The sequence below is a fragment of the Paracoccus acridae genome (assembly GCF_014642735.1).
GTDB lineage: Bacteria > Pseudomonadota > Alphaproteobacteria > Rhodobacterales > Rhodobacteraceae > Paracoccus > Paracoccus acridae.
Map to the genome: position 1 here is coordinate 61,852 of NZ_BMIV01000006.1, position 16,476 is coordinate 78,327.

18 protein-coding genes are annotated in these 16,476 nt (G+C 65.5%); 3 read left to right on the top strand and 15 right to left on the bottom strand.

Annotation, left to right across the window (positions count from 1 at the left end; all coding sequences use genetic code 11):
• The 6 genes from cysW to IEX25_RS10465 form a co-directional block, all read right to left on the bottom strand.
• Complete coding sequence (gene cysW, locus IEX25_RS10440) at positions 1-870, bottom strand: sulfate ABC transporter permease subunit CysW (RefSeq protein ID WP_103171455.1); 870 nt, start codon at positions 868-870, stop codon at positions 1-3.
• Positions 863-1,702: a sulfate ABC transporter permease subunit CysT gene (cysT, locus tag IEX25_RS10445; protein WP_370463856.1), complete on the bottom strand. Its 840-nt coding sequence runs from the start codon at positions 1,700-1,702 to the stop codon at positions 863-865. The genes cysW and cysT overlap by 8 nt, the downstream gene beginning before the upstream one ends.
• A gap of 2 nt (positions 1,703-1,704) precedes the next feature.
• Complete coding sequence (locus tag IEX25_RS10450; RefSeq protein ID WP_103171691.1) at positions 1,705-2,694, bottom strand: sulfate ABC transporter substrate-binding protein; 990 nt, start codon at positions 2,692-2,694, stop codon at positions 1,705-1,707.
• Between the two features lie 26 nt (positions 2,695-2,720).
• On the bottom strand, positions 2,721-2,939 hold the full coding sequence (locus tag IEX25_RS10455) for a hypothetical protein (RefSeq protein WP_103171457.1): 219 nt from the start codon (positions 2,937-2,939) through the stop codon (positions 2,721-2,723).
• 177 nt (positions 2,940-3,116) lie between these two features.
• Entirely contained in the window at positions 3,117-4,247 is a 1,131-nt protein-coding gene (locus IEX25_RS10460; protein WP_103171458.1) for an aminotransferase class V-fold PLP-dependent enzyme, read from the bottom strand.
• Between the two features lie 75 nt (positions 4,248-4,322).
• Complete coding sequence (locus tag IEX25_RS10465) at positions 4,323-4,865, bottom strand: LysE family translocator (protein ID WP_158247937.1); 543 nt, start codon at positions 4,863-4,865, stop codon at positions 4,323-4,325.
• 220 nt (positions 4,866-5,085) lie between these two features.
• Between IEX25_RS10465 and IEX25_RS10470 the strand changes: the two genes are divergently transcribed.
• The 3 genes from IEX25_RS10470 to IEX25_RS10480 are packed head-to-tail and all read left to right on the top strand — an operon-like array spanning position 5,086 to position 8,443.
• Positions 5,086-5,784: a type 1 glutamine amidotransferase gene (locus IEX25_RS10470; RefSeq protein ID WP_103171460.1), complete on the top strand. Its 699-nt coding sequence runs from the start codon at positions 5,086-5,088 to the stop codon at positions 5,782-5,784.
• Positions 5,781-7,139, top strand: coding sequence for a glutamine synthetase family protein (locus tag IEX25_RS10475; protein WP_103171461.1), 1,359 nt, complete (start codon positions 5,781-5,783; stop codon positions 7,137-7,139). Before IEX25_RS10470 ends, IEX25_RS10475 begins: the two co-directional genes overlap by 4 nt.
• The gene (locus IEX25_RS10480; protein ID WP_103171462.1) at positions 7,136-8,443 is read left to right on the top strand and encodes an NAD(P)/FAD-dependent oxidoreductase; all 1,308 of its coding nucleotides are present in this window, start codon (positions 7,136-7,138) and stop codon (positions 8,441-8,443) included. Before IEX25_RS10475 ends, IEX25_RS10480 begins: the two co-directional genes overlap by 4 nt.
• On the opposite strand, the gene IEX25_RS10485 is transcribed toward IEX25_RS10480, so the two are convergent.
• The 9 genes from IEX25_RS10485 to IEX25_RS10525 all read right to left on the bottom strand — a co-directional run bounded on the left by IEX25_RS10485 (position 8,440) and on the right by IEX25_RS10525 (position 16,424).
• Positions 8,440-8,886, bottom strand: coding sequence for a tellurite resistance TerB family protein (locus tag IEX25_RS10485; RefSeq protein WP_103171463.1), 447 nt, complete (start codon positions 8,884-8,886; stop codon positions 8,440-8,442). The genes IEX25_RS10480 and IEX25_RS10485 overlap by 4 nt on opposite strands.
• Before the next feature lie 93 nt (positions 8,887-8,979).
• The gene (gene ppk2, locus IEX25_RS10490; protein ID WP_103171464.1) at positions 8,980-9,885 is read right to left on the bottom strand and encodes a polyphosphate kinase 2; all 906 of its coding nucleotides are present in this window, start codon (positions 9,883-9,885) and stop codon (positions 8,980-8,982) included.
• Between the two features lie 63 nt (positions 9,886-9,948).
• On the bottom strand, positions 9,949-10,416 hold the full coding sequence (locus tag IEX25_RS10495) for a hypothetical protein (protein WP_188715118.1): 468 nt from the start codon (positions 10,414-10,416) through the stop codon (positions 9,949-9,951).
• 1 nt (position 10,417) lies between these two features.
• Positions 10,418-10,801, bottom strand: a complete 384-nt coding sequence (gene mnhG, locus IEX25_RS10500; protein ID WP_103171466.1) for a monovalent cation/H(+) antiporter subunit G — start codon at positions 10,799-10,801, stop codon at positions 10,418-10,420.
• Entirely contained in the window at positions 10,798-11,079 is a 282-nt protein-coding gene (locus tag IEX25_RS10505; RefSeq protein WP_103171467.1) for a K+/H+ antiporter subunit F, read from the bottom strand. Before IEX25_RS10505 ends, mnhG begins: the two co-directional genes overlap by 4 nt.
• Positions 11,076-11,561 carry a Na+/H+ antiporter subunit E gene (locus tag IEX25_RS10510; protein WP_103171468.1) on the bottom strand — a complete coding sequence of 162 codons (486 nt, stop codon included), beginning with the start codon at positions 11,559-11,561 and terminating at the stop codon, positions 11,076-11,078. Before IEX25_RS10510 ends, IEX25_RS10505 begins: the two co-directional genes overlap by 4 nt.
• Positions 11,558-13,198 (bottom strand): monovalent cation/H+ antiporter subunit D, encoded by a 1,641-nt coding sequence (locus IEX25_RS10515; protein ID WP_103171469.1) that lies wholly within the window; start codon positions 13,196-13,198, stop codon positions 11,558-11,560. The genes IEX25_RS10510 and IEX25_RS10515 overlap by 4 nt, the downstream gene beginning before the upstream one ends.
• Entirely contained in the window at positions 13,195-13,539 is a 345-nt protein-coding gene (locus IEX25_RS10520) for a Na+/H+ antiporter subunit C (RefSeq protein WP_103171470.1), read from the bottom strand. Before IEX25_RS10520 ends, IEX25_RS10515 begins: the two co-directional genes overlap by 4 nt.
• The gene (locus IEX25_RS10525; protein ID WP_103171692.1) at positions 13,539-16,424 is read right to left on the bottom strand and encodes a monovalent cation/H+ antiporter subunit A; all 2,886 of its coding nucleotides are present in this window, start codon (positions 16,422-16,424) and stop codon (positions 13,539-13,541) included. The genes IEX25_RS10520 and IEX25_RS10525 overlap by 1 nt, the downstream gene beginning before the upstream one ends.
• Positions 16,425-16,476 lie beyond the last annotated feature (52 nt).

Genomic DNA, 16,476 nt, shown 5'->3' on the forward strand with positions numbered 1-16,476 from the left:
TTAATGGCGGCGGGTGGCGGCAAGCTGGTCGGCGTGACGCAGCTCGAGGATGGTTTTCAGAAGCAGGGTGACAAGCGCAAGCGCGGTCAGCAGCGCGGCCATGCTGAAGGCCGCGACGGACAGGTATTCGTTGTACAGCATCTCGATGGTGATCGGCATGGTCGCGGTCTGGCCGCGGATTTTGCCCGACACGACCGCGACCGCGCCGAATTCGCCCATGGCGCGTGCGGTGCACAGCAGTGTGCCGTAAAGCAGCGCCCAGCGGATATTGGGCAGCGTCACCGACCAGAAGGTCCGCCAGCCCGACGCGCCAAGCGTCAGTGAAGCCTCTTCCTCGGCGCGGCCCTGCTCGATCATCACCGGGATCAGTTCGCGGGCGACAAAGGGGAAGGTCACGAAGATCGTCGCCAGCACGATGCCGGGGATGGCGAAGACGATGGGCCAGCCATGGGCGACCAGCCAGCCGCCGATGGCGGAATTGGCGCCGAACAGCAGGACGATGCACAGGCCCGCCACGACCGGGCTGACGCTGAAGGGCAGGTCAATCAGCGTGATCAGGAAGGCCTTGCCGCGAAAGTCGAACTTGGTGATGAACCAGGCGGCCGCGATGCCGAAGGCGGCGTTTGCAGGCACGGCGATGGCGGTGATCAGCAGCGTCAACTGGATCGCGGATCGCGCGTCGCGGTTGCCAAGGGACTGGATCGCGGCGGACCATCCCTGCTTCAGCGCCTCGGCGAAGACCACCGCCAGGGGGGCGAAGACCAGGACGGCCAGGCCCGCGACAGCGATGCCGATCAGGGCGATGCGCAGCAGCGGGGCCTCGTCGGTCGCCGCGCGGAAGGCGGGGCGGGGCAGGGCGGTATCAGACATGGCCCATCTTCCTTCGGCTGACGATCTGGATCAGGTTGATCGCCAGCAGCATCGCGAAAGAGATCACCAGCATGGCGATGCCGATGGCGGCTGCGGCGTCATAGTTGAATTCCTCAAGCTGGATCACGATCAGCAGGGGCGCGATCTCCGTGCGCAGGGGGATGTTGCCCGCGATGAAGATGACCGATCCGTATTCGCCGACAGCGCGGGCCAGCGACAGGGCAAAGCCCGTCAGCGCGGCGGGCATCAGCATCGGCAGGATCACATGGCGCAGCGTATGCAGGCGCGAGGCGCCGAGGGTGGCCGAGGCCTCCTCGACCTCCTGCTCGATCTCCTCGATCACCGGCTGGACGGTGCGTGTCACGAAGGGCAGGCCCACGAAGACCAGGGCGATGAAGATGCCAACTTGGGTATAGGCGATCTTCAGGCCAACTGCCTGCGCAAGGCTGCCGAACGCCCCGTTCGGCGCGTAAAGCGCGGTCAGCGCGATCCCCGCCACGGCGGTCGGCAGGGCGAAGGGCAGGTCCACCGCCGCATCCAGCAGCCGCTTGCCCGGAAAGCGATAGCGCACCAGCACCCAGGCCAGCAGCACGCCGAAGACCAGGTTGAACAGGGCCGCCAGCAGGGACAGCTTGAAGGACAGGTAAAGCGAGGCCGTCACCCGTTCTCGTCCCACGACTTCCAGCACGTTCGTCAGGCCGAAACTGGCGCCCTTCAGAAGAAGGGCGCCGATCGGCAACAGGACGACGATGGACAGCATCGTCAGGGTGATGCCCGCCGACAGGGAAAGGCCGGGCATCGCCGTCTTGTGGACCAGGGGTCGCGCGGTCATGGTCATTTCGCCGTATAGATCTGGTCGAAGATCCCGCCGTCACCGAAATGTTCGGGCTGCACCTTCTTCCAGCCGCCGAAATCCTCGATGCTGACCAAATCCAGCTTGGGGAAGCGGGCCACATCCTCGGGGGCGACGGCGCTGTCGTCCCAGGCGCGGTAGAAGTGCTTGAAGGCAAGCGCCTGGCCTTCGGGGGAATACAGGAAGTCCAGATAGGCCGTAGCCAGTTCCCGCTGTGCGTCATTGGCGATGTTGCCTTCGACGATGGCGACCGGCGGCTCGGCCAGAACGCTGACGGAGGGCACGACGATGTCGAACTGATCCTCGCCGATTTCCTTCAGCGCCAGATAGGCCTCGTTCTCCCAGGCCAGCAGCACGTCGCCGATACCGCGTTGCGCGAAGGTGGTGGTCGAACCGCGCGCGCCGGTGTCCAGCACGGGCACATGGGTGTAAAGATCGCCCACGAAAGCCTGCGGATCCTGGCCGTTCTTTTCGGCCCAGGCCCAGGCGGCAAGATAGTTCCAGCGCGCGCCGCCCGAGGTCTTGGGGTTCGGCGTGATCACCTCGACCCCGTCTTTGACCAGGTCGCCCCAGTCCTGGATGCCCTTGGGGTTCCCCTCGCGCACCAGGAAGACGATGGTCGAGGTATAGGGGCTGGAATTATGCGGCAGTTTCGACTGCCAGTCGGCGGGCAGCTTGCCGGCCTCGGCGATGCGGTCGATGTCGGATGCCAGAGCCAGCGTCACCACCTGGGCGTTCAGCCCGTCGATGACCGCGCGGGCCTGCGCGCCCGACCCGCCGTGGCTGGTCTCAATGGTCGGCGCCTCGTGCCCTTCGGCTGCCCATTTTTCGGCGAATGCCGCGTTCACGTCGCGATACAACTCTCGCGTCGGGTCATAGCTGACGTTCAGCAGCGTTTCGGCATGGGCCGGGGCCGCGATGGCCAGGGCCAGCATCAGGGCGCCAAGGCGGCCCGATTTCGACTTCAACATGAAACCGTCTCCCAGGAATTCTGTCGTCATTGCGTGGCGCGGGTGAAAAGCGGCTCGATCCGCGCTTCCCACAGTTCAGGATCGCGGCCTTCCAGCATGGAGGCGGCCGCGGCATGGGGTTCCTGGCTCAGCGCCAGAAGGGGTGCGCCGTTCAGGCGGTGGACCTGGCCGGTGCGCCGGTCGATCAGCCGGACCGAATAAAGCGGGCGGGCCTTTGCGTCGATGTTCCGACCCTGGATCGTCATGGCCGTCTTCTCCTGTGACTCGCTGCCTTCTATGACACAAATAACGACAGGGAAAGTCGTCTTTAGCAAGAGCAAAGACGTTTCGAAAATGATGGGGGCCAGAGAAGATCATTCTCCGGCCCCCAAAATGCAAAAAGCCCGCCCCGAAGGGGCGGGCCTGTCGTTCTTTCCGCCGGTTCAGGCTGGCATCACCTTGTCCATCACCGCCCGCAGCCGGGCCACGGTGCCGTCCACGTCCTTCAGCTTGTCCAGCCCGAACAGGCCCAGCCGGAAGGTCGAGAAGGCGTCCCCCTCGTTCACGGCCAGGGGAACCCCGGCCGCGATCTGCATCCCCTGGGCCGCGAATTTCTTGCCGGTCTTGATGTCGGGGTCGTCGGTATAGCTGACCACCACCCCCGGCGCGGCAAAGCCGGACGCGGCCACCGACCGGACGCCCCGCTGGGCCAGCATGTCGCGCACCGCGTTGCCCAGCCGCCATTGCGCGTCGCGGGCGGCGTCAAATCCCATGGCGCGCGTTTCCTCCATCGCGTCGCGCAGGCCCAGCAGGGCATCGGTCGGCATGGTCGCGTGATAGGCGTGGCCGCCATTTTCATAGGCGGCCATGATCGCGCGCCATTTCTTCAGGTCCAGCGCGAAGCTGTTGCTGTCGGTCGCCGCCAGCCGTTCCGCCCCGCGTTCCGACAGCATCACCAGACCAGCGGCGGGCGAAGCCGACCACCCCTTCTGCGGGGCCGAGATCAGCACGTCCACGCCGGTTGCCTTCATGTCCACCCAGATGGCGCCGGACGCGATGCAGTCCAGCACCATCAGCGCGCCGACCTCATGCGCGGCGTCCGACAGCGCCCGGATGTAATCGTCGGGCAGGATCAACCCGGCCGAGGTTTCGACATGGGGCGCAAAGACCGCGTCGGGCCGCGCCTCGCGGATCTTCGCCACGACTTCCTCGATCGGCGGGGGCGCATAGGCGGGCTGCGGCTCGTTCCCGGCGGGGCGGGCCATCACCACCGTCGTCTCGCGCGCGAAGCCGCCCATGTCGAAGATCTGGCTCCAGCGAAAGCTGAACCAGCCGTTGCGGACGATCAGCGCGTGGCCGGTGCCGAACTGGCGGGCGACGGCCTCCATCGCATAGGTGCCGCCGCCGGGCACGATGGCGACCTCGGCCGCGCCGTAAACTTCGGCCAGGGTCGCGGACAGGTCGCGCATCACCTGCTGGAACCGCTGCGACATGTGGTTCAGCGACCGGTCGGTGAACACGACCGAGAATTCGTCAAGCCCGTTCGGGTCGATGTCGGGGTGAAGATGGGGCATCGCGCTCTCCTGTCCAAGCCGGGGGCAGCGTAGCCTGTGCCGCCCCGGGCCGCCAGACCGCCAAAGGACGCAGGTTCAGCCGGGGACGATTGCGCTTGTCCCGATCAGGATCAGCGCCCCTGCCGTGACGTAACGCATCAGCCGCGCCGTTCCCAGGGTCCGGCCGCGCATCGCGGTCGAGAACAGGATGGCCAGCGACGAATACCAGATCAGGCTTTGAAGGATAATCAGCCCGAATATGCGGGCATAGAAATGATCCGGCGCGGATGCGGGAACTGCCGCCAGAAATGTTCCGAACCAGAAGGCAATGGCGAAGGGATTGGTCAGCGCCGTCAGAAGCCCGACCAGGAAGGGCTGGCCCTTGATGACCGACGCCTTGGGGATGGCGGGCGCAGTCAGGATCCGCAGGCCGATCCAGATCAGATAAAGCGCCCCCACCACCCGAAGACCCAGGAAAAGGTAGTGATTCCGAGCAATTACCGCCCCTGCGCCAAGGATCGCGATGCCGGCCAGAAGGCCGGTTGCCACGACTACCCCGACCGCCACGGACAGCCCGTCGCGTTGTGATCCGGTACTTGCGACCGAACATATCGCAAGGGTGTTGGGACCGGGCGTCATTGCCACGGCAAGATGCAAACCCACAATGGTAAATATATTGGCAAAAGGGTCCATTTTAATACCCGAAAATAATGCCTCATTATAAATAAAAGCGCCATTATTTTATATTGATATTTATTTCGTCATAATCGGGGGTTGTTTCAAATATGCGAAAGGCCCCCTTGCGGCCCCCCCGTTCCGGCGACTACCTTGCCGCCGACAGCAGCATCGCAGGGACTTCATGCGCATCGGCATTCTTCAATGCGGCCAGGCGCCCGCCGAATTGAAACAGGACATGGGCGATTATCCCGACATGTTCGTCCGGCTTCTGGACGGACGGGGCTTCCAGTTCCGCACCTGGCATGTCGAGGAGATGGAGTTTCCCGAAAGCGTCCTCGACCAGGACGGCTGGCTGCTGACCGGGTCGCGTCACGGCGCCTATGAGGATCATCCCTTCATTGCGCCCCTGGAACGGTTCATCCGCGACGCCTATGACGCCGCCGTTCCCATGGTCGGCATCTGCTTCGGTCACCAGATCATCGCGCAGGCGCTTGGCGGCACGGTGGTCAAGCATCAGGGCGGCTGGTCGGTAGGCACGCAGGATTACGATTTCGGCGGCGAGACGCTGCGGCTGAACGCCTGGCACCAGGATCAGGTGGTGGTGCTGCCCAAGGACGCGCAGGTCGCGGGACGCAGCGAATTCTGCGAAAACGCCGCGCTGATCTATGGCGACCGGGCCTTCACGGTGCAGGCGCATCCCGAGTTTACCGACGACTTCATCAAGGGGCTGATGGACAAGCGCGGCAAGGGCCGCGTGCCCCAGGACCTGATGGACCGCGCGACCGGCCGCATGGGCGAAGCCAAGGGTTCGGACGCCGTCGCCGAACGGATCGAGGCCTTCTTCAAGCAGCCCCGCGCCATCAGCAGGGGTGCCGCATGAGCGACTGGATCGACAGACTGCCGCAGGCCGCCCGCGACTTCGTGGCCGGACGCCGCCTGGACGAGGTTGAATGCATCCTGGCCGACATCGCGGGCGTCGCGCGCGGCAAGGCCATGCCTGCGTCGAAATTCGCGCGGCAGGACAAGTTCTATCTGCCAAATTCCATCTTCCTGCAGACGATCACGGGGGAATGGGCCGACAATCCGGCAGGGGCCTTCACCGAACCCGACATGATCCTGACCCCGGATTTCACCACCGCGACCGCCGCGCCCTGGACGGCCGACTGGACGCTGCAGGTGATCCACGACGCCTATGACCAGCAGGGCAATCCGGTGCCCATCGCGCCGCGCAACGTGCTGAAGCGGGTGGTGAACCTGTACCGCCAGCGGGGCTGGAAGCCGGTTGTCGCGCCCGAGATGGAGTTCTTCCTGGTCGCCCGCAACATCGACCCGAACCAGCCCATCATCCCGCCGATGGGCCGGACAGGCAGGCGGGCTGCGGCCAAGCAGGCCTATTCCATGTCCGCCGTGGACGAATACGGCAAGGTCATCGACGACATCTATGACTTCGCCGAGGCCCAGGGATTCGAGATCGACGGCATCCTTCAGGAAGGCGGCGCGGGGCAGGTGGAAATCAACCTGAACCACGGCGATCCTGTGGCGCTGGCGGACGAGATCTTCTATTTCAAGCGCCTGATCCGAGAGGCCGCGTTGCGCCACGATTGCTTCGCCACCTTCATGGCCAAGCCCATCGAGGGCGAACCGGGCAGCGCCATGCATATCCACCACTCGGTGGTGGATCTGGCGACGGGGCGCAACATCTTCTCGGACCACAAGGGGGGCGAGACGCCCGAGTTCCTGCATTTCATCGCCGGGATGCAGAAGCACCTGCCCGCCGCCGTGGCGTTGCTGGCGCCCTATGTGAACAGCTATCGCCGATACGTCCCGGACTTCGCCGCGCCTATCAACCTGGAATGGGGCCGCGACAACCGCACGACCGGCCTGCGCGTCCCGATCTCGTCGCCCGAGGCGCGGCGGGTGGAAAACCGGCTGGCGGGGATGGACTGCAACCCCTACCTGGGCATCGCGGCCAGCCTGGCCTGCGGATACCTGGGCCTGGTCGAGGCGGAAAATCCGCGCGGGGAATGCCTGGGCGATGCCTACATGTCGTCGCAGGACGAACTGCCCTATAACCTGGGCGATGCCTTGGACATCATGTCCGAGGACGCGCCCATGCGCGGCGTCCTGGGCGAGGATTTCACCGCCGTTTACGAATCCGTCAAGCGCAACGAATACAAGGAGTTCCTGCAGGTCATCAGCCCCTGGGAACGCGAACACCTGCTGCTGAACGTATGAAGCTGCTTTATGCCAACGACCGGCGCGGGGAATATCCGCCAAGCGTCTATGCCGACACCTGCACGGCCCTTGACCGCCAGCCCGCGCTGAAGGGAGAAACGCGCGCCGATGTCGCGGTGGTGGGCGGGGGCTATACCGGGCTGTCGGCGGCGCTGCATCTGGCGCGGGTGGGGCGCGACGTGGTTCTGGTCGATGCGCATCGGGTGGGCTTTGGCGCATCGGGGCGCAATGGCGGCCAGATCGGATCGGGCCAGAGGCAGGAAGTGGACTGGCTGGAAAGCCGGTTTGGCCGCGACACCGCCCGCCGCCTGTGGGTGTTGGCCGAGGATGCCAAGGCCCTGGTCCGGTCCCTGGCTGGGGAAGCGGATGTGCCGATCCGCGACGGCGTGGCCCATGCCTGCCGCAGCGCGGCCGAGGTCGATCATGCCGCCTGGATGGCCGCGCATCTTGCGGCGCATTACGACTATGACAAGGTCCAGCCGCTGGACCGCGACGGCATGGTCGCGCAACTGGGCAGCAAGGCCTATGCCGGCGGGGACGTGGACTGGGGCGCGGGACATGTCCAGCCCCTGAACCTTGCGCTTGGCATGGCGCGACTTGCGATGGCGGCGGGCGTGCGCATCCACGAGGGAACGCATGTCCACCGGATCGAACACGGAACCGCCACCAGCAAAAGCCGCGTGCTGTGCGACACGGGCCGGATCGTCTGCGATCACGTCATCCTGGCGGGCAACGGCTATCAGGGCCGCCTGGACGGGCGTGTGGCCGCGCGGGTCATGCCGATCAACAACTATATCGTTGCGACCGAACCCCTGGACCGCGACTTCCCCGAGATCCTGCCCCGGAACATCGCCGCCGCCGACACCAAGTTCGTGGTCAATTACTGGCGGCTGGACGACGACCGTCGCCTGATCTTCGGCGGGGGCGAGACTGTCCGGTATCGTTTCCCCAAGGACATCGCGGCCCTTGTGCGCCCGCATCTTCTGTCGGTCTATCCGCAACTGCGGCATGTTCGGATCACCCATGCCTGGGGCGGCACGCTGGCGATCACCATGAACCGGATGCCGCATTTCGCCCGGCCCGCGCCGAACTGCCTGTCGGCGGGCGGCTATTCCGGTCATGGGGTTGCCCTGGCGACGCTTGCGGGAAAGCTGATGGCCGATGCCGTGGCGGGACAATCCGACGGTTTCGACGCGATGGCCGCCATCCCGTCCCGACCATTCCCCGGCGGGTCGATGCTGCGCAGCCCGCTTCTGGTGGCAGGGATGGCCTGGTATGGGCTGCGCGACCGGCTGGGGTTCTAGCGCCCGCCCACGACCCTTTGGCGCTGCATGGCGGATTCGCGGTCGGTGACGCCCAGAAGGCTGGCCACCAGCCGGATCGCCGTTTCCTCGTGCGGGGTGCGGTGATTGTCCGCCAGCGAGACGTCCCACATCGCGCCGATGATGGCGACCCTGTCCTCCAGCGGCACGCGATCCTTGATCAGCCGCGTGAAGCGCACGGTGTCGGGGGCCTCGGCCTCGATCATCTCGGCTGCGGCGCGGCGTTCGGCAGCCTCGGACGGGCCAAGGCCATGAAGTTGGGCCAGCACCTGGTCGATGCGCTTCCGTTCCGTCGCGTGGTAATGATCGTCCGCACGCGCCACCCTGACCAGAAGGGCAGCCACCGCGATTTCGGCATCGTCCGCAGCCAGGGGGCGCGGATCGATATCTTCCGTGAAAAGGCGGTTCAGCATATTTCGGAACATGCCTTCATCTTACGGGGATATCCGCGCAGTTCAAGAATTAAGGGTAAAAACAATACTAAGTTAAACTCGTCGTTGATTAAATTGCATATTATGTCAATATTTCTGCGGCACATAAAGATCGCGTGACAAGACATCGCGTTCATAATCGGGGTTGAAGACCCTGTCGGGCAAGGTCACCTCCTCATGCGGGACTTCGGCATAGGGGATGATGCTCAGCAGATGGCTCATGCAGTTCAGGCGGGCGCGCTTCTTGTCGTTGGCGGGAACGATATACCAGGGCGCCTCGGGGATGTTGGTATGTTCCAGCATGTCTTCCTTGGCCTTGGTATAGGCTTCCCAGCGGACCCGCGATTCCAGGTCCATGGGCGACAATTTCCACTGTTTCAGCGGGTCGTGGATGCGCATCAGAAAGCGCATCTGCTGTTCCTCGTCGGTGATGGAAAACCAGTATTTCACCAGCCGGATCCCCGACCGGACCAGCATCCGTTCGAATTCGGGCACGTCCTGGAAGAACTGGTCCACCTCGTCCTCGGTGGCAAAGCCCATCACGCGTTCGACGCCCGCGCGGTTGTACCAGCTTCGGTCGAACAGCACGATCTCGCCCCCGGCAGGCAGGTGGGGGACGTAGCGCTGGAAATACCATTGGGTCTTTTCGCGGTCGGATGGGGCGGGCAGGGCCACGGTGCGGACCACGCGCGGGTTCAGCCGCTGGGTGATGCGCTTGATCGCGCCGCCCTTGCCCGCGCTGTCGCGGCCCTCGAAGATGACGACGACCTTTTCCTTGGTATGGGCGACCCAGTCCTGCAGCTTGATCAACTCGGTCTGCAGGCGCAGCAATTCGCGGAAATACAGCTTTCGGTCCATCTGCTCGGGCCGGTTTTCGCGATAGATGCGGCGGATCTCCTCGGACAGGACGGCGTCTTCCAGCTCGATCTCGTAATCCTCGTCCAGGGTTTCCTGAAGCTCGGCTTCCAGCCAGTCCTTGGGTTCGTCGGTCATGGTCCACTCCGGCAATGCTGGGTCGGTCTAAGGGGCGAATGTAACGGTGATGCGGCGGTCCTGTCAGCGGCCGAAGCGGGCGGCGCAGTCGGGCGTCACGGCCAGCACGAAGCTGCGCGTCCCGCCATCGACCGTGCCGCACCACTGCCCGGTTACGGTGAACAGGCTTTTGGTGCCGCGTGCGGGGCGATAGGCGATGCGGCGGCCGTTCACGTCGAACAGGTTCAGCACGCCGCCGGAATTGGTGGCGTAGTATCCCAGAACGCCGCCATCGGCGGTGATGATCAGCCGCTGTTCGTTGTCGGGGTTGGAGGGGCGGTTCTGCCAGGCAGTGGCCGCATTGGCCGTGTTGCCCGACGAATTCCAAGCGGCATTCGGGGAATTGCCGGGGCTTGCCGGATTGTTGGCCGGGTGGCCCGGACCCAGGTCGAAGGGCAGGCGCGTCTGGTCAAGGACGATCAGCGGCGCATCGGCCCGCGCCGCAAAGCCGGAACCCAGCAAAAGGGCGATGATGACGACCGCGCGGCGCATGTCAGGTCTGTGCGGGCGGATCCTGCGGCCGGGGGCGGATATGCATCTCCTCGGGCAGGGCGTCGGATCGTTCCGCGCGGTCGCGCATCAGGGCGGCCCGGCCCAGCATCATCAGCGTGACCGGCGTGGTCAGGATGATACAGGCTCCGATCACGAATTCGTGGATGATGGCCCGACCGTCGATGAAGCTGAACATCAGCGAGGATGCGATCATCACCGAGGCCGTCCCCCAGCTGGTCGCCAGCGTCGGGGCGTGCAGCCGGTCATAGAACGAATTCAGCCGTGCAAAGCCAAGCGCCCCGATCAGCGTCAGCGTGGCGCCCAGGAAGACGAAGAAGGCCACGGGAATGGCCAGGAACAGGGGGATGGAATCCAGCGGGCTCATTCGATCACCTCGCCCCGGAACAGGAACTTGGCAAGCGCGACCGACGACACGAAGCCCATGATGGAAATCACCATCGCCGCCTCGAAGAAGAAGGCGGTGCCAAGCTGCATCCCCGTCACCAGGAACAGCAGCATGACCGAGACATAAAGCGAATCGAGCGCCAGAACCCGGTCCTGGGCGCGCGGCCCGCGCAGGATCCGCGTGCCGACCAGACAGCCCGCAAGGGCCAGGGCGATCTGCGCATAGCCAAGCGCGATGGTCAGGATCATTCCACTCATTCGAAGATCTCCATCAGCATGGGTTCATAGATGTTGCTGATCACCTCGTGGTAATGCTCGGCCTCGGCTCCGTCGAAGATATGCACGATCAGGATGCCCGTGTCGGTCTGGTATTCCACCCAGGCCGTTCCGGGGGTCGCGGTGACGATGATCGACAGAACGGCCAGGGCATTGGCATTGGTGACGGTCAGCGGGATCTGGATGAAGGCCGACTGGCGGCCGTTGCGGCCTTCTGTCAGCAGCAGGCGGGTGGTCGCGATGTTGGACCGGATGATGTCCAGAAACAGCGTCACGCCCAGCCGGGGGATGGTGGACCAGCGGCGGATCCGGGGGCGGGCGGAATGCAGCGCCGAATAGGCCCAGCCCGCCACCAGCGACAGCACCGTTCCCAGGATCAGATAGCCCAGCGAAAAGCGCGTCAGCATCAGCCACATGAAGATCAGCGAGACCGCCAGCACCGGATGGGGGAAAAGGCGGCTCATTGCTGCGCCTCCTCGTCGGCGGGTCGGTCGGCGGCGCGGGGCGTGGCGAAGACGCCATAGGCATAGGCCGCCGTGTCGTGCAGGGCATGGGCGGTCCCGCCGGTATAGCGCAGCATCACCTCGGCCTTGAAGCTGATCGTGCCCAGGATCAGCAGGATCGCGATCACCGGCGCGATTTCCAGCGCCAGGACGCGGGGCAAGGGCACGTCATTGGCCCAGAAGGTCTGGATGCCGATCCGGGCCATGCCGATCAGCGTGGCCAGGCCCGACAGGATCAGCAGCGCCACGAAGCCCCAGGCCAGCCCCGCAGGCAGCGCGGTCTGCGCGATCAGGGGCTGGATCATTGCGATCTTGCCGACAAAGCCCGGCAGCGGCGGCAGGCCCGCCAGCATCAGCACGCACAGCGCGAAGCAGCCCCCCAGCACGGCCATCGTGGCGGGGATGGCCAGGCCCACGTCGGGCTCCTCCTCCATGTCGGCGTCGTCGATGCCGTATGCGTCGGCGGTCAGCGCCAGCATCGCGGCGATGCCGCCGTCCTCCCGGTTCATCGGCTCGATCAGCAGGAACAGGGCGCCGGTCGCCAGGACCGAACCGATCATGTAGTAGAGCGCCCCCGACAGCATCGCCTGCCCGCCCCCTGCCAGGGCGAAGCCGGTGATGCCCAGAACGGTGCCCGACGAGATCAGGACGGAATGCGCGGCCATCCGTCCCAACCCCTGCGAGGCGAGGATCCCCAGCAGCCCGAACAGGACTGTGAACATCCCCAGCATGATCAGGATGCCCGATCCGAACCCGGCCGAGGCGCCGCCGGTTTCCCCGAAGACCAGCATCGACAGCCGCAGGATCGCATAAACGCCGACCTTGGTCATGATCGCGAACATCGCGCCGACCGGGGCCGCAGCCGCCATATAGGCGGTGGGCAGCCAGAAGTTCAGCGGCCAGCTGCCTGCCTTGACCAGGAAGGCCACCGCCAGGATCGCGATGGCCGCGTGCAGCAGCGGCCGGTCCTCTCCGGGCATCGAGGCGACGAGATTGGCCAGATGCGCCATGTTCAGCGTGCCGGTCGTGCCATAGATCAGGCTGACCCCGATCAGGAACAGAAGCGACGCGGCCAGGTTGATCGCGATGTAATGCAATCCGGCCCGGACGCGCAGCTGCCCCGATCCGTGCAGCAGCAAGCCATAGGACGCGGCCAGCAGGATTTCGAAGAACACGAACAGGTTGAACAGGTCGCCGGTCAGGAAGGCGCCGTTCAGCCCGACCAGCAGGAACTGGAACAGCGAATAATAATGCGGACCCTGCCGTCCCCAACCCGCGCGGGCATAGACCAGCGACGGGATCGCCAGAAGCGCGGTCAGGACCAGCATCATCGCCGCCAGGCGGTCCAGCACCAGGACGATCCCGAAGGGCGCGGGCCAGTCGCCCAGCAGGTAGAAGCTCATCCCCTCGGCGTCGCCGATGTCGCCGCCGATCTTGGCGCGGACCACCAGCTCGACCGCGATCAGCAGTTGCGCGGCCGTCGAGGCCAGGCTCAGCCAGAACTTGGCCCCCCGCTGGCGGTCGTCGTAAAGCAGCATCAAGGCACCCACGACGAAGGGGATCAGGATCGGCGCGATAATCAGGTGTTCGCTGATCACTGGCTGCGTTCCTTTCCGTCAACGTGGTCGGTGCCGGTCAGGCCCCGGGAAGCGATCATCACCACAAGAAACAGCGCCGTGGTGGCGAAGCTGATGACGATGGCGGTCAGGACCAGGGCCTGCGGCACCGGGTCGGCGTAAAGCGTGGGATCGACGAAGCCGCCCTTGGGCATGATCGGCGGCGCGCCGGGGGTCAGCCGTCCCATCGAGAAGATGAACAGGTTGACCGCATAGGACAGCAGGCACAGCCCGATGATCACCTGGAAGCTGCGCGGGCGCAGCAGCAACCAGATGCCCGATGCCGACAGGATGCCGATGGCGGCGGAAAGGATGATTTCCATCAGGCGGCCTCCTTCCGGGCGGCTAGTTCCTCCTGCTCTCGCCTTCGGCTGGCGCGCAGCGACTGGTGGGCGATGGCGACCAGCATCAGCACGACGGCGCCCACCACGGTGGCGAAGACGCCGATGTCGAACAGCAGGGCCGTCGCGGCGGGCACCTGGCCGACAAGCGGGATATTGACATAGCGCGCATGGGCCGTCAGGAACGGATAGCCGAAGACCCAGGCCCCCATTCCCGTCGTCACCGCGCCCAGAAGACCGAAGCCCATCCAGCGGATCGGCAGGACGGTGATGCGCGCCTCGACCCAGCGGACGTTGCTGGCGATGTACTGGATCAGGAATCCGATGGCCAGCGTCACCCCCGCGGCAAAGCCCCCGCCCGGCAGGTCATGGCCCCGGAAGAAGAAATAGCCCGACAGCATGATCAGGATCGGGAACATCCAGACCATGATGACCGAGGGCACGAACAGGTAGTCGTCCACGGACGGGCTGTCGGCCATGGTCTGCTGGTCCGGCGCCTCGATGCTTTCGGGGGCGGGCCGGAAGCGGCGCAGAAGGGCATAAACGGTCAGCCCGACGATCGCGAGGACGGCGATTTCGCCGAAAGTGTCGAAGGCGCGGAAATCGACCAGGATCACGTTCACCACATTGGTGCCGCCGCCTTCGTAATAGGCGTTGCCCAGGAACCAGTCGCCCACGTTGCTGACCACCGGGCGCGACATCACGGCGAATGCGATGGACGCGATGCCCAAGCCCCCGACGACTGCGATCACCAGATCGCGGCTGCGCCGGATCTTGGCGGGCAACAGCTTGTCCTCGGGGATTTCGGACCGGCGCTTGGGCAGCCAGCGCAGGCCCAGCAGCAGCAGGGCGGTCGTCACCACCTCGACCAGCAGCTGCGTCACAGCCAGGTCGGGGGACGAGAACCACGCGAATGTCAGGCAGGTCACGACCCCTGCGCCGCCCAGCAGGACAAGGGCCGCGAAGCGGTGATACTTGGCCTGCCAGGCCGCGCCGATGGCGCAGGCCGCACCGACGGTCCACAACAGGGCGAAGGCGGGATTGAATGCGTGCAGCCGCAGTTCGGGCGCAAAGCTCAGTCCACCCCACAGCGAGGCCACGGCCACCGCAAGGGCGGTCAGCACCAGCAGTCGCAGTTGCGGCTGCAGGGATTCGGTGGACACCAGGCCAAGCGCCAGGCGCGGCAGGCGCCAGGTCAGCCGGAACAGCAGCCAGTCATAGATGCGCTGGCCCCGGATGCGGTGCAGCAGGAACGGACCTTCCGGCCCGGTGGCGATGGCTTTCGCGCTGAGGGCATAGATCAGGGTGCCCACCGCCAGGGCGATCAGGCTCAGCATCAGGGGCGCGTTCACCCCGTGCCAGATGGCGATCTTGTAATAGGCCAGGTCGGGACCGACCACCGAACGCGCGGCGATGTTGACGATGGCGCCCAGGGTCAGCGCGGGCAGGATGCCCACGACAAGGCAGATGAAGACCAGCAGTTCCACCGGGCGGCGCATCCAGGCGGGCGGCTCGTGCGGGGTCTTCGGCAGGTTGGTGGCTTGCGGGCCAAAGAAGACGGTGGCGATGAAGCGCAGCGAATAGGCGACGGACAGGGTGCTGCCGACGATGGCGAGATAGGGCAGGGCGTTGTCCAGCCAGGTGCCGTTGTGCCAGTACACGGCCTCGGCCAGGAACATCTCCTTGGACAGGAACCCGTTCAGCAGCGGCACCCCCGCCATGGCCGCGGCCGCGACGATGGCCAGGGTCGCGGTGATGGGCATCGGCTTGAACAGGCCGGACAGCCGGCGCATGTCCCGCGTGCCGGTCTCGTGGTCGATGATCCCCGCCGCCATGAACAGGGACGCCTTGAAGACCGCATGGTTGCAGATGTGGAAGATCGCGGCCAGGATCGCCACCGGTCCCCCGATCCCCGCAAGCGCGGTGATCAGGCCCAGGTGGCTGATCGTGGAATAGGCCAGCAGCCCCTTGAGGTCGTGGCGATACAGCGCGACCGCCGCCCCCAGGATCAGCGTGACCATGCCGATGCCCGTGACCGTGAAGAACCATGCCTCGGTTCCCCCCAAGGCAGGGGAAAAGCGCACCAGCAGGAAGACCCCGGCCTTCACCATGGTCGCGGAATGCAGGAAGGCCGATACGGGCGTCGGCGCGGCCATGGCGCCGGGCAGCCAGAAATGGAACGGGAACTGCGCCGACTTGGTGAAGGCGCCCAGCAGGAACAGCGCCAGGATCGCGCCATACCAGGGATGCGCGCGGATCGCGTCGCCCGACCGCAGGATCACCCCCAGGTCATGGCTGCCCGCGACATGCCCCAGCATCAGCATCGCCGTCAGCAGGCACAGCCCGCCAAGCGCGGTGATGATCAGCGCCGTCCGCGCCCCGTCGCGCGCCGCCGCCCCCTGGTGCCAGAAGCCGATCAGCAGGAAGGACATGAAGGACGTCAGTTCCCAGAAGACGACCATTCCCAGCACGTTGCCGGAAATCAGGATCCCCTGCATCGCCCCCGTGAAGGCCATCAGCAGCGCATAGAAGCGCGGCAGCGAATCCTTGGCCGACATGTAGTAGCGGGCATAGATCACCACCAGCACGCCGATCGACAGCACCAGCGTGGTGAACAGCCAGGCAAATCCGTCCAGCCGGAAGGCCAGGTTCATCCCCAGCGAGGGCACCCATTCCAGGCTGGCGCGCAGCACGTCGCCTTCGCGGATGCCGGGCAGGAACCCCGCCAGGATCGCCAGGCCGGCAACCAGCGACAGGCCCGACAGCCAGGTCGATGCGCCGCGCGCGTTCGGCGACAGGGTCAACAGGATCAGCGACGTCGCAAAGGGAAGGCAGGCCAGTAACAGGAACAGATTGTGTTCGGCCATCTTCGCGCTGCCCTCACCTCGGATGAATTGTTTCGCCTTTCCCGACACATGC

Bases quoted from the DNA above. Each gene is read 5' to 3' on its own strand.
- cysW (WP_103171455.1), bottom strand. From the start codon at position 870: ATGTCTGATACCGCCCTGCCCCGCCCCGCCTTCCGCGCGGCGACCGAC.
- cysT (WP_370463856.1), bottom strand. From the start codon at position 1,702: ATGACCGCGCGACCCCTGGTCCACAAGACGGCGATGCCCGGCCTTTCC.
- IEX25_RS10450 (WP_103171691.1), bottom strand. From the start codon at position 2,694: ATGTTGAAGTCGAAATCGGGCCGCCTTGGCGCCCTGATGCTGGCCCTG.
- IEX25_RS10455 (WP_103171457.1), bottom strand. From the start codon at position 2,939: ATGACGATCCAGGGTCGGAACATCGACGCAAAGGCCCGCCCGCTTTAT.
- IEX25_RS10460 (WP_103171458.1), bottom strand. From the start codon at position 4,247: ATGCCCCATCTTCACCCCGACATCGACCCGAACGGGCTTGACGAATTC.
- IEX25_RS10465 (WP_158247937.1), bottom strand. From the start codon at position 4,865: ATGACGCCCGGTCCCAACACCCTTGCGATATGTTCGGTCGCAAGTACC.
- IEX25_RS10470 (WP_103171460.1), top strand. From the start codon at position 5,086: ATGCGCATCGGCATTCTTCAATGCGGCCAGGCGCCCGCCGAATTGAAA.
- IEX25_RS10475 (WP_103171461.1), top strand. From the start codon at position 5,781: ATGAGCGACTGGATCGACAGACTGCCGCAGGCCGCCCGCGACTTCGTG.
- IEX25_RS10480 (WP_103171462.1), top strand. From the start codon at position 7,136: ATGAAGCTGCTTTATGCCAACGACCGGCGCGGGGAATATCCGCCAAGC.
- IEX25_RS10485 (WP_103171463.1), bottom strand. From the start codon at position 8,886: ATGTTCCGAAATATGCTGAACCGCCTTTTCACGGAAGATATCGATCCG.
- ppk2 (WP_103171464.1), bottom strand. From the start codon at position 9,885: ATGACCGACGAACCCAAGGACTGGCTGGAAGCCGAGCTTCAGGAAACC.
- IEX25_RS10495 (WP_188715118.1), bottom strand. From the start codon at position 10,416: ATGCGCCGCGCGGTCGTCATCATCGCCCTTTTGCTGGGTTCCGGCTTT.
- mnhG (WP_103171466.1), bottom strand. From the start codon at position 10,801: ATGAGCCCGCTGGATTCCATCCCCCTGTTCCTGGCCATTCCCGTGGCC.
- IEX25_RS10505 (WP_103171467.1), bottom strand. From the start codon at position 11,079: ATGAGTGGAATGATCCTGACCATCGCGCTTGGCTATGCGCAGATCGCC.
- IEX25_RS10510 (WP_103171468.1), bottom strand. From the start codon at position 11,561: ATGAGCCGCCTTTTCCCCCATCCGGTGCTGGCGGTCTCGCTGATCTTC.
- IEX25_RS10520 (WP_103171470.1), bottom strand. From the start codon at position 13,539: ATGGAAATCATCCTTTCCGCCGCCATCGGCATCCTGTCGGCATCGGGC.
- IEX25_RS10525 (WP_103171692.1), bottom strand. From the start codon at position 16,424: ATGGCCGAACACAATCTGTTCCTGTTACTGGCCTGCCTTCCCTTTGCG.